Origin of the sequence: Streptomyces rimosus subsp. rimosus, assembly GCF_000720725.1 — a bacterium.
In the GTDB taxonomy this organism is placed as follows: Bacteria; Actinomycetota; Actinomycetes; order Streptomycetales; family Streptomycetaceae; genus Streptomyces; species Streptomyces rimosus_A.
In genome coordinates, this window is record NZ_JOCQ01000104.1 from 18,148 (window position 1) to 28,669 (window position 10,522).

15 protein-coding genes are annotated in these 10,522 nt (G+C 70.9%); 5 read left to right on the forward strand and 10 right to left on the reverse strand.

Annotated elements, in window-relative coordinates:
* Window positions 1-93 precede the first annotated feature (93 nt).
* Complete coding sequence (locus tag IH45_RS0135010; RefSeq protein WP_030678179.1) at window positions 94-1,251, forward strand: trypsin-like serine peptidase; 1,158 nt, start codon at window positions 94-96, stop codon at window positions 1,249-1,251.
* A 57-nt stretch (window positions 1,252-1,308) separates the two neighbouring features.
* Here the strand turns inward: IH45_RS0135010 and IH45_RS0135015 are convergent, their stop codons facing one another.
* The 3 genes from IH45_RS0135015 to IH45_RS0135025 all read right to left on the reverse strand — a co-directional run bounded on the left by IH45_RS0135015 (window position 1,309) and on the right by IH45_RS0135025 (window position 2,609).
* Window positions 1,309-1,509 (reverse strand): DUF397 domain-containing protein, encoded by a 201-nt coding sequence (locus IH45_RS0135015; RefSeq protein ID WP_030678182.1) that lies wholly within the window; start codon window positions 1,507-1,509, stop codon window positions 1,309-1,311.
* Between the two features lie 75 nt (window positions 1,510-1,584).
* Window positions 1,585-1,785, reverse strand: coding sequence for a DUF397 domain-containing protein (locus IH45_RS0135020; RefSeq protein ID WP_030678184.1), 201 nt, complete (start codon window positions 1,783-1,785; stop codon window positions 1,585-1,587).
* Window positions 1,782-2,609 carry a helix-turn-helix domain-containing protein gene (locus IH45_RS0135025; RefSeq protein WP_078897926.1) on the reverse strand — a complete coding sequence of 276 codons (828 nt, stop codon included), beginning with the start codon at window positions 2,607-2,609 and terminating at the stop codon, window positions 1,782-1,784. The genes IH45_RS0135020 and IH45_RS0135025 overlap by 4 nt, the downstream gene beginning before the upstream one ends.
* A gap of 107 nt (window positions 2,610-2,716) precedes the next feature.
* Between IH45_RS0135025 and IH45_RS1000000147235 the strand changes: the two genes are divergently transcribed.
* Window positions 2,717-3,052, forward strand: coding sequence for a DUF7848 domain-containing protein (locus tag IH45_RS1000000147235; RefSeq protein ID WP_234440789.1), 336 nt, complete (start codon window positions 2,717-2,719; stop codon window positions 3,050-3,052).
* Between the two features lie 8 nt (window positions 3,053-3,060).
* Here the strand turns inward: IH45_RS1000000147235 and pdxR are convergent, their stop codons facing one another.
* Complete coding sequence (gene pdxR / locus IH45_RS0135035; protein ID WP_030678191.1) at window positions 3,061-4,524, reverse strand: MocR-like pyridoxine biosynthesis transcription factor PdxR; 1,464 nt, start codon at window positions 4,522-4,524, stop codon at window positions 3,061-3,063.
* A 47-nt stretch (window positions 4,525-4,571) separates the two neighbouring features.
* Here pdxR and IH45_RS0135040 point away from each other — a divergent pair, with 47 nt between their 5' ends.
* A complete protein-coding gene (locus IH45_RS0135040; protein ID WP_030678193.1) occupies window positions 4,572-5,078 on the forward strand; it encodes a carboxymuconolactone decarboxylase family protein in 507 nt (168 codons plus the stop codon).
* 23 nt (window positions 5,079-5,101) lie between these two features.
* On the opposite strand, the gene IH45_RS0135045 is transcribed toward IH45_RS0135040, so the two are convergent.
* Both IH45_RS0135045 and IH45_RS0135050 read right to left on the reverse strand, forming a co-directional pair.
* On the reverse strand, window positions 5,102-5,899 hold the full coding sequence (locus IH45_RS0135045) for a YqeB family protein (RefSeq protein ID WP_199810754.1): 798 nt from the start codon (window positions 5,897-5,899) through the stop codon (window positions 5,102-5,104).
* A gap of 15 nt (window positions 5,900-5,914) precedes the next feature.
* Complete coding sequence (locus IH45_RS0135050; protein WP_030678199.1) at window positions 5,915-6,556, reverse strand: TetR/AcrR family transcriptional regulator; 642 nt, start codon at window positions 6,554-6,556, stop codon at window positions 5,915-5,917.
* A gap of 89 nt (window positions 6,557-6,645) precedes the next feature.
* On the opposite strand from IH45_RS0135050, the gene IH45_RS0135055 reads away from it, so the two are divergent.
* Window positions 6,646-7,392, forward strand: a complete 747-nt coding sequence (locus IH45_RS0135055) for a Clp protease N-terminal domain-containing protein (protein ID WP_030678202.1) — start codon at window positions 6,646-6,648, stop codon at window positions 7,390-7,392.
* Between the two features lie 102 nt (window positions 7,393-7,494).
* Here IH45_RS0135055 and IH45_RS0135060 read toward each other — a convergent pair whose 3' ends face one another.
* From IH45_RS0135060 to IH45_RS0135075, 4 genes are all read right to left on the reverse strand, one after another.
* Window positions 7,495-8,244, reverse strand: coding sequence for an isocitrate lyase/PEP mutase family protein (locus IH45_RS0135060; protein ID WP_030678205.1), 750 nt, complete (start codon window positions 8,242-8,244; stop codon window positions 7,495-7,497).
* The gene (locus tag IH45_RS0135065; protein WP_030678208.1) at window positions 8,241-8,705 is read right to left on the reverse strand and encodes a carboxymuconolactone decarboxylase family protein; all 465 of its coding nucleotides are present in this window, start codon (window positions 8,703-8,705) and stop codon (window positions 8,241-8,243) included. Before IH45_RS0135065 ends, IH45_RS0135060 begins: the two co-directional genes overlap by 4 nt.
* Complete coding sequence (locus IH45_RS0135070) at window positions 8,705-9,181, reverse strand: carboxymuconolactone decarboxylase family protein (RefSeq protein WP_030678211.1); 477 nt, start codon at window positions 9,179-9,181, stop codon at window positions 8,705-8,707. The genes IH45_RS0135065 and IH45_RS0135070 overlap by 1 nt, the downstream gene beginning before the upstream one ends.
* A gap of 136 nt (window positions 9,182-9,317) precedes the next feature.
* Window positions 9,318-9,908: a hypothetical protein gene (locus IH45_RS0135075; RefSeq protein ID WP_234440790.1), complete on the reverse strand. Its 591-nt coding sequence runs from the start codon at window positions 9,906-9,908 to the stop codon at window positions 9,318-9,320.
* A 259-nt stretch (window positions 9,909-10,167) separates the two neighbouring features.
* On the opposite strand from IH45_RS0135075, the gene IH45_RS0135080 reads away from it, so the two are divergent.
* On the forward strand, window positions 10,168-10,522 hold a 355-nt coding region (locus IH45_RS0135080; protein WP_030678217.1), incomplete at its 3' end, for a GntR family transcriptional regulator.

Below are 10,522 nucleotides of genomic sequence, written 5' to 3' on the forward strand. Positions count from 1 at the left end.
CCTGCGTCCACCACAGGCATAGTAGACACGCCCCCGGCCGGGGGCAGGTGGCTCAATGACGCCTTACCGGACGCACCAGGGGGAATCCGCTCCATGCCTGCCATACGCCGTACCGCCGCGGCCGCCGCCGCGGTGGTCACGCTGCTCACCGCCGCCACCGCCTGCGGCCCCGGCGACGACGAGGCCGCCGCCGCGCCCGGGAGTTCGGCCGCGGCCGGTGACAAGAAGGGCGAGGCGGGCCAGGACTCCGGCGGCCCCGACCTGCCGTCCGGCCTGGACGACATCAAGAAGTGGGAGAAGGGCGGCTGGAAGGACTGGGACCGGTGGTCCCGCAAGGCGTCCGAGTTCGCCAACCCGATCATCAAGGACCTGTGGAACCCGTCCCGGATGGCCGAGGCGAAGACCACCCCGGACGTCACCGCCCAGAGCGCCGGCACGGCCGACGGCGGCACCGATCCCGAACCGCGCCCGGTACAGGCCCAGCAGGTGGCGCGCCCGTACCACCAGCACATGGCCCCCATCGGCAAGATCATGTTCGACAGCCCGCAGGGCCCGATGGTCTGCTCCGGCACCGTGGTCGAGGACCCGGCGCACCCCGGCAAGTCCAACCTCGTATGGACCGCCGGCCACTGCGTGCACACCGGCAAGAGCGGCGGCTGGATGCGCAACATCGTCTTCGTGCCGTCCTACAACGACCAGGGCCTGCCGATGAGCCAGGTCGGCCGGGCCCCGGCGCAGGAGGTCGCGCCGTACGGGGTGTGGTGGGCGAACTGGGTCACCACGTCCGGCGAGTGGATCGACATGGGCAGCACCAAGTCCGGCAACGCCGGTTCCGCGTACGACTTCGCCGTACTCCACGTCCGGCCCGAACGGGGCGGCGGCAAGTCGCTCCAGGAGACCGTCGGCGCGGCACTGCCGGTCTGGTTCGGCGCCCCCACCGCCGACCACATCAACGGCCTCCAGGCCTTCGGCTACCCGGCCGCACCCCCCTACGACGGCGCCCGCATGATGAACTGCCCCTCCCGCCCCGGCCGCCTCACGATGGCCCCCGGCACCCCCGCCATGCACCGCATCGGCTGCACGATGACCGGCGGCACGTCCGGCGGCGGCTGGTTCACCAACCGGGGAGGCCGCACGTACCTGGTCTCCAACAGCTCCATCGGTTCGCTGGGCCACACGTGGCTGGCGGGGCCGCATCTGGGGGTGGAGGCGAAGCGGGTCTTCGACGGGATCAGCCGGAAGTTCGCGTGAGCCCTGGGCCCCGCTGCTTCGGCGTGGGAGCGGCGGGGCCGGGGCCGGCCGCTGAGGTCAGATGGCGGCGTGCCGGGCGAACTCGACCAGGTCCGCCCAGGCGGCGGGGGTGAGGGTCAGGGTTGGGCCGTGCGGGTTCTTTGAGTCGCGGACGGGAATGACGCCGTGTGTGGTGGCGAGGTTGGTGGCGATCTCTATGCACTGGCCGCCGTTGCTGCTGTACGAGGACTTGAACCAACGGGGGGATTCGGTGGTCACGGAAGAGTCCTTTCGTCGCTGCTGAGCCCCGCCGCTCCGGTGGGGAGTGGCGGGGCCGTGGCCCGTCGGCTGTGGTCAGACGGCGGCCTGTCGGGCGAACTTGATCAGTTCGGTCCAGGCGGCGGGAGTCAGTGTCAGGACCGGGCCGTGCGGGTTCTTTGAGTCGCGTACGGGGATCACGCCGTGTGAGCTGACGAGGTTCGTGGCGACCTCTATGCAAGCGCCGCCGTTGTTGCTGTAGGAGGACTTGAACCAGTGGAGGGGTTCGGTGGTCACGGGGTGCCCTTTCGCAGCTGTTCGAGCATGGCCGTGGATGACGCTTGGGAGAGCGATTCAGCCTGCAGTTGATGGTAGGCCGCCAGCAGGGGAAGCACGGAGGTCATGTCCCGTTCGAGGTAGCCGCGTTGGGTTGATTCTGCGTACGACGTGAGCTTGCGATCCGGCAGTGTGAGGATGTAGAGCGGCAGGTCGAACGGACGGCGTGCGCCCATGGCGAACGGGGCGATCTGGAGCACTGTGTTCGGCGCCTCAGCAAACTCGACTAGGCGATCCCACTGGGCGTCCATGACGTCGGGGTCACCGATGGGGCGGCGAATACAGCTTTCGTCCAGCACCACAAAGACTTGCGGTGGAGGTGTCCGGACCAGCGCGGCTTGCCGCCGCGCAACGACTGCCACTCGCTCGTTGGCCTGTTCGGCCGTGCTCGCTCCTCGCTTCACATGGCTCTCTGCGAGAACGGTCGCGTACTCCGGTGTCTGGAGAAGGCCAGGGATGACGCCTACCTCGTAGAGCCGGATTTCAGCTGCTTGAGACTCACGTTCCACGTACTCGGGAAACCCATCCAGCACTGCGGGTTGACGCAATGATCTCCCCTGGCGTTCGAGTCGTCCGCCAGTCCCCAAAACCCTGTCCGCCCTTGTTGCGAAGCGAGAAGTTGGAGGGCGGCGACCATTTTCGACCGCGGAGATGTGCGTACCGGAGTACCCCAAGCGCTCCGCCAGCTCTTCTTGTGTCCACCCGTGCTCATCCCGCAATGTCCGCAGGCGCACGCCGAATCGTGCCTTCGGCGATCGATCAGGATCCAATTCGTTGCGGTTCAACAGCCACCACCCAACTGGTCGTTCAATAGGCGTAAGTTGAACTGACCCCGACTGTAGAGCACCCTGACTCTCCCCGGTAGTGAAATCACTACAGAGAGGAGTCGGCCTTGTCCGAACACCCCAACCGTCTGATGTGCTCATGCGGACGTGACGGCGTACTTCTTGTGCGCACCGCCGATGCCGGCGGTGGCGGTGGCGGTGGCGCCGCCCTGCCGACGCGCCTGGAGATCCAGATCTCCGGCATCCGGAAACATGTCGCCGAATGCGTCACCGAAATCGACGGTGCGGTCTGCGGTGCCCGTTCTTCCGTCTGGGACGCCCCTATGCAGGCGAACACTTGGATGCGGGAACACGCGGCCGATACTGGGCATAAACAGTTTGAGAAGCGCATGGCAGAGCCCGTCAGTATCTTCTCCAGGCCCGCCAGGGAGCGCAGCCAGTAAAGGCCGCGCTATCCCCGCCGCCCCGGCAGCGCCCGGCACAGTGCCTCCAGCGCCGTGCCGAAGGCATGCTCCGGCGGAGTGGCGTAGCCGACGACCAGGCCGTGGCGGGCGGGACCGGTGGCCTCCGGATGGCGGTACGCGGTCAGGCCGTCCAGGGCCAGGCCCTGCCAGCGCGCCGCCCGCAGCGCGGCCTCCTCGCCCCGCTCACCGTCCTGCTCGCCGTCCTGCGCGGGCAGTTCGAGTACGGCGTGCAGTCCGGCCGCGATGCCGCTGACCGCGATGTGCGGCGCGCTCGCCGCCACCGCGTCCACCAGTCGGTCGCGCCGCCGCCGATAGCGCAACCGCATGCTGCGTACGTGACGGTCGTACGCGCCGCACTCGATGAAGTCCGCCAGGGTGAGCTGGTCCGTGGCACTGGCCCACGCTTCCCGCTCCCCTTTGGCCGCCAGCACCGGCTCCACCAGGTGCTCGGGCAGCACCATCCAGCCCAGCCGCAGCGCGGGGGACAGGCTCTTGCTCACCGAACCGAGGTGGACGACGTGGTCGGGGTCGAGCCCCTGGAGACTTCCGACGGGCTGACGGTCATATCTGAACTCGCCGTCGTAGTCGTCTTCGAGAACCGGACTGCCGGTGCTGCGCGCCCAGTTGATGGCGGCGGCGCGGCGGTCGGGGTGCAGAGGTGCGCCGAGGGGGAATTGGTGGGCGGGGGTGAGGAGGGCGGCTCGTACATTGGGGAGAGCGCTCAACTGGTCGGTGCATGCGCCGCGTTCATCTACCGGCAGTGGCACTGTGCGCACCGCCGCGGCCTCCAGCAACGACCGGTGGAACTCCAACCCGTACTCCTCGACGGCCAGCGGCCCGCCGAGGACCGGATGTCCGCCACTCGCCGGGCCGCCGAACAGCAGACGTAGCGCGTGCGCGAAGCCCGAGCAGATCACGATGCGTTCGGGGTCCGTACGTACGCCACGGGCGCGCGCCAGGTAGTCGGTAAGCGCGCGCCGCAGTTCGGGACGGCCGCGTGGGTCGCCGGGGCCGAACGCGTCGTTCGGGGCCGCGGTCAGCGCGCGGCGGGCCGAGGTGAGCCACGCCGTACGGGGGAACGAGGCGGCGTCCGGCTGGCCCTGGAGCAGGTTGTGTACGGGGCGTGCGGCCGGCGGCCGGGGCGCGGGGGAGTGGGCGGGGCGCAGCGGTTCGGCGCGCTGGGCCACGCGGGTGCCGGAGCCCTGGCGCGCGCTGAGCCAGCCCTCGGCGACCAGTTCGGCGTAGGCGTCGGCGACGGTGTTGCGGGCGATGCCCAGGTCCGCGGCGAGCGAGCGGTACGGCGGCAGCTTCGTACCGGGTGCGAGCCGTCCCGTACGTACGGCCTCACGCAGCGCCCGTATGAGCGCGGCCCGCCGGCTGCCCGGCCCGCCCAGCTCCAGATGCAGGTCCGAGCCCAGGACCGCCGCCGAATTGACCCATGATTCCCCCATGAAAGTGCACCCTACAACGGGTCGCCCGGCTGCCTAGATTCGAGGACATGACGAACACGACGCAGACCACCGGCACCGCAAATTCCCCCACCTCCGGCACCGGACATTCCCCCGCCCCCCGCCTCGACTTCGCCCGTACCGCGCCCAAGGCGTTCAAGGCCCTGCTCGCCTTCGACAGCGCTGCCCGCGAGCACCTGGACCCGTCCCTCGTGGAGCTGGTGCAGATCCGCGCCTCGCAGCTCAACAACTGCGCGTACTGCCTCCACATGCACACCACCGACGCCCGCAAGCGCGGGGAGAGCGAGGAGCGGCTGCACATGGTCGCCGTGTGGCGCGAGGCGCGCGGGTTCTTCACGGAGCGGGAACGGGCGGCGCTCGCGCTGACGGAGGCGGTCACCCGGCTCGCCGACCAGGGAGTTCCGGACGAGGTCCACGCCCGCGCCGCCGAGCACTTCGACGACACGGAACTCGCGGGTCTGCTCACCCTGACGTTCGCGATCAACACCTGGAACCGGATCGCCGTCAGCACGGCCAAGACGCCGGGTACCGACTGAGGGGCCCCGCGGGGCCGGGGGCGTCAGGCGCCGGTGCCCTCCGTACCGTCGGAAGCGGCCCCCACCCGGCGCCAATGCTGCGCCTTGTCCTTCCCCTCCCGTACGACGATGCCCAGCGCGGCCAGCTCGGTCCGCAGCTGCTCGGCGTCCTTCTTGTGGTCCTTCTTCAGCGCGTGCGCACGGGCTTTGAGGAGGGCATGGGCGGCGGCGGGCAAGTCGGGCTGGGCCGTCACCCAGCGGCGGAAGTCGGCGGCGTACGGGTCGCCGTCCGGCCGCCACGGGTAGCCGTGCCGCTCGAACGCCGCCGCGAACCGTTCCGTATCGAAGTCGCCGCGCACCCGGGCCAGCTCGGTGGTGTCATGGCCGAGCACGACCAGGCACTTGCCGTCCTTGAAGACCGCGGCCGTTGCCGGGCGCGGCACCGTGCGGGAGACGTGGTCCACGGTCAGGAGGGCCTGCTCGGGGTCGATGACGGCGGTCACGTACTCCGACTCGGCGAAGAACGCGATCGCCAGGCCGAGCAGGATGCCCGCGACAGCGGCCCCGATCGACACCTGCGGTTCGGGTACGGACGAGATCAGCTTGAACGGTCCTTGCAGCGGCGCCCAGGGCAGCGATGCCACCCAGTCCGCGGCCCTGCTGAGCAGCCACAGCACCACCGCGCCCAGTACGGGGAACCCGGCCCACAGCAGGGCGCGTTCGCCGGTGGTGGGGCCGACGGCGGTCCGGTCGGACGAGGGCGAGGGCGGGAACTGGGGCGTGGGCGGCGCCTTGGTCAGGTCCGTATGCGGGGCCTTGGGCGCCGGGTTGTCGGAGGACATCTGGCCGGTTCTCCCTCAGGTGCGGGGCGGATGGGGTGAGCGGTGCGATGGGGCGGGCGCTCCGGCACCTTCCCGGCCGGTCAGCCAGGCGACGACCTGCCGCAGTTCGGCGGTGTGCGCCGCGGGGTCGAAGTCCGGATCGCCGGCCGTCAGGTAGGCGCCGTCGATCAGGCTCTGGATCCAGCCGGCGACCCGTTCGGAAGGGAAGACGAGGGGGCGCCCTTCCGCTGCGAGCCGTTCGGTCAGGGTGACCAGCGCGGCCCGGATCTGCGCGCTGTCGGTGAGGACCATCCGGGCGAACTCCTCGTCCCGGTTGGCCTGGAAGACGGCCGCGGCGGCGAGGCCCGGGACCAGCGGGTCGGCGAGGTCGGCGAGCAGGTGGTCCAGCAGGAGGTCGAGGCCGTCGTCCGGGCGGTCCGCGGCGAGCGCTCGGGCGCAGGCTTCGGCGTTGCGCGGTACGTCGTCGCCGAACAGCGCGTGGAAGATGTCGCGCTTGGTCGCGAAGTAGTGGAAGAGCGTGCCGGAGCCGATCCCGGCGGCCCGGCAGATGCGCGCGGTGGAGGTGCCGTCGACGCCGTGTGCGGCGAACTCGCCTGCCGCGGCGGCCAGGATGTGGGCCCGCTTGCGGGCGTGCTCTTCGGGATTGACGGTACGCATCGCCGCAATAGTAGAGCAGCTGCTCTACTAATACCAGAGATCGTCAACTGGGGGTTGACGGTCGAGGTGCGTCAACCTACGGTTGACGCATGACGGAACCCATCCGCAGCACCCATCCGGTCCGCCTCGACGACCTGATCGAGGCCATCAAGAAGGTCCACACCGACGCGCTGGACCAGCTCACCGACGCGGTACTCGCCGCCGACCACCTCGGCGATGTCGCCGACCACCTGATCGGCCACTTCGTGGACCAGGCCCGCCGCTCCGGCGCCTCCTGGACGGAGATCGGCAAGAGCATGGGCGTCACCAAGCAGGCGGCCCAGAAGCGGTTCGTGCCCAAGGCGCCCGGCGAGGCGTCGGACCTCGACCCCAGCCAGGGGTTCAGCCGCTACACCGACCGCGCCCGCAACGTGGTGGTGACGTCGCAGAACGAGGCCCGCACCGCCCACAACACCGAGATCGGCACCCTGCACCTGGTGCTCGGGCTGCTGGCCCAGCCGGAGGGCCTCGCGGCCCGGGCCATCGTGGCGCAGGGCGTGACGCTGGACTCCGTACGGCAACGCGTGACCGAGGCGCTGCCGGCCGGGACGGCCGAGGGCATGCCCGAGCTGATCCCGTTCGACGCGCAGGCGAAGAAGGCGCTGGAGCTCACCTTCCGGGAGGCCCTGCGCCTGGGCCACAACTACGTCGGCACCGAGCACATCCTGCTCGCGCTGCTGGAACTGGAGGACGGCGAGGGCGTGCTGAGCGGCCTCGGCATCACCAAGGAGGCGTCCGAGGCCGACATCACCGCGGCCCTGGCCAAGATCGTCGCGGCTCAGCAGGAAGCGAAGTGACACCTGCCGGGCCGGGCCGTGCTGGTACGGCTCGGCCCGGCCAAGCCCGGTCAGGTTCGGTTCGGCCCGGCCAGGGCACGCCAGATTCGGTTCGGCAGTGGCTCAGGCCGTACGGATCTCCTCCGCCACGTCCCGCACCGTCGCCATCGCCCGCCGGTGCAGCCCGCCCCCGAAGGTGACCCGGGACGCGCCCGCCGCGCCCAGCTCGCGCGGGGACGGGCCGCCCGGTACGGCAATGGCATTGACCGGCAGCCCGATCCGGTCCGCGAGTTCCCGCAGGACCTCCGGCGGCGCGAGGATCGGGTAGACGCAGTCGGCCCCGGCGTCGGCGTACCGCAGCCCGCGCCGCACCGCCTCCTCCACCTGCGCCGCAAGGTCCGTACCGCCGGAGTCGCTCCGGCCGGGCAGGAACACGTCGATACGAGCGTTGATCACCAGCCCGTCCCCGGCCGCGGCCCGGATCTCCGCCAGCCGGTCCGCCTGCCGCCCGGCATCCGTCAGCGTCCCCGTGTGGTGATCACTGTCCTCGATGTTGCAGCCCACCGCCCCGGTGGCGGCGATCCGCTCCACCAGCTCCTTGGCGGGCAGCCCGTACCCGGCCTCCAGATCCGCCGTCACCGGCACGTCCACGGCCCGTACGATCCGCGCGACCGCCGCGAACATCTCGTCCGCCGGCGTGCTGCCGTCCGCGTACCCCAGCGCCGCCGCGATCCCCGCGCTCGGCGTGGCCAGGGCCGGAAACCCCGCCGCCGCGAAGATCCGCGCGCTCTCCGCGTCCCACGGACCGGGCAGCACGAGCGGATCGCCCGCCGCCCGGCCGCGGTGCAGGGCGCGCAGCGCCGCCGCGGTCATGACTGACCGCCGATGGGCTGCCGGATCGCGACGTTGATGCGGTTCCACATGTTGATGGTGGTGATCAAGGCGATGAGGTGGGCGAGTTCACGCTCGTCGAAGTGCGCGGCGGCGCGCTCGTACACGGCGTCCGGTACGAAGCCTTCGGTGAGGACGGTGACGGCTTCCGTCAGGGCGAGGGCGGCCTGCTCCTTAGCGGTGTAGTGCCCGGCGGCCTCCTCCCAGGCGTTGAGAAGGTGGATGCGCTCCTCGGACACCCCGGCCTTCTGCGCATCCTTGACGTGCATGTCGAGACAGAACGCGCAGTGGTTGATCTGCGACGCGCGGATCAGGACGAGTTCTGCCAGGACGGGGTCGCCCAAGCCCTTCTTCGCGGCGACGTGCGCGTTCAGCAGGGGCTGGTAGACACCGGGGGCGAGCTTGTAGAAGGCGAGCCGGGCGGAACCGGTGGCGGTCGACATCACACCTGCCCCGGCGTCATACGGGTGGTCACGCCGAAGCGGTTCCACGCGTTGATGGTCGTGATCAGGGCGATGAGCTGCGCGAGTTCCGCCTCCTCGAACTGACCGGCAGCCCGCTCGTACACCGCGTCCGGCACGAAGCCGTCCGTGAGGACGGTGACGGCCTCCGTCAGGGCGAGGGCGGCCTGCTCCTTCGCGGTGTAGTGCCCGGCGGCCTCCTCCCAGGCATTGAGGAGATAAACGCGCTCCTCCGTCTCCCCCTCCTTGCGGGCCTCCTTGATGTGCATGTCGATGCAGAAGGCGCAGTGGTTGATCTGCGAGGCCCGGATCTTCACCAGGTGGACCAGCGCCGGGTCCAGCCCCTTCTTGGCCGCCGCGTCGAGCGCGACCATCGCCCGGTAGACCTCGGGCGCGTTGGGCGCGATGGCGACGCGTGGGTGGTGGTGTGTCTCCTGCGGGTTTCCGTTCGTGGTCATGGCAGCGACGCTACGCCCGCATTGGCGCATAGGTGTGGTCCATTCGTATGGGCAAATCGTGGGCCACTTCGGCCGCGACCGGCACCTGTCGCAGGCGTCAGGTGCCGCTGCCTGCCGACCGGACATGCGGGACGGTTCAGGGAGCGGGAGTGGGCGGGAGCGGGTTTCGTCCGTCCGCGCGCCGGCGGTGATAGGCGTACGTCACCGCTCCCAGAAGCGGCCCCCAGGCGAGCAGCGGCACGTAGCAGACCGTCAGGACCGCCTCTTCGACGGCCGTGTGCCCGGGTGGAAATCCGGCGATGAGGATGGAGAGGAAGAAGTAATACACGACCCCGGTGGAGGCGAGTGCGCCCAATGTGGCCGGGACCACCGCGGCGAGCGGGGGGACGCGGCGTCCGCCCAGCATCGGTATCCAGCGCGGCACCACCTCACCCCACGGCTGGACCAGCCCCAGGGTGAGCAGCCCGAGCGCCTCGGAGATCACGAAGAGCAGAATCAGATACAGATCGAGCCCGGCACCGTGAACGCGCGCTTCGGCGGTGCCGAAGCCCGGAACAGCCAGCATCACTCCCATACGCCACAGCCCCGAGGGCAGGATCGCGAAGGGCACGGCGTGCGCGGCGATGCGCGCCCAGCGGGGCACGCCGGCGACGGGAGCGCGGCCGGTATCCCGGGCGGCGCGCAGGGCGCCCGCTCGCAGGGGGGCTTCGGGGCGGGGGAGGGGCACCGGTACTCCTTCGATTCGCCAAGCGCCGTTCGCGTGACGCATATCGAAGATCGCAGCCCGTCCTGTCCGCCGGCATCGACTGCCCGGAGGGGGCTGGTCCACCGCGTGGGGGACACCGTCGTCGACCCAGGGATGACCGCTGGGGTGCTCTCCATCAACAGGGGCCGATCAGCTCCGCCGCCCCTTCCCCCGGCGGATGCGCCACATAGGCCAGGTCCCGGCACGACCCGCTGCGGTCCTTCCCATATCGTCCCTTCACATGGACGATCCGTGGGCCACTTTCGGCCGCGACCTGCACCTCGACCTCGCCGGCGGCCAAGGCGTCCGCGCGTCCCTGATGCGCGCCCTGCGCGACGCCGTCCGTACCGGGCGGCTCGTGCCGGGCACCCGACTGCCCTCCTCCCGCTCGCTCGCCGCGGATCTCGGCATCGCCCGCAACACCGTCGCCGACGCCTACGCCGAGCTGGTCGCCGAGGGGTGGCTCAGCGCGCGGCAGGGCTCCGGCACCCGGGTCGCGCGGCGCGCCGAGCCGCGGCGGCCCGTAACCGAACGCCTCACTGGGCGCCGCGGTGAGCGCGCGGCGGGACGCCGCCAGCCAGGCCGCACGCGGGAAG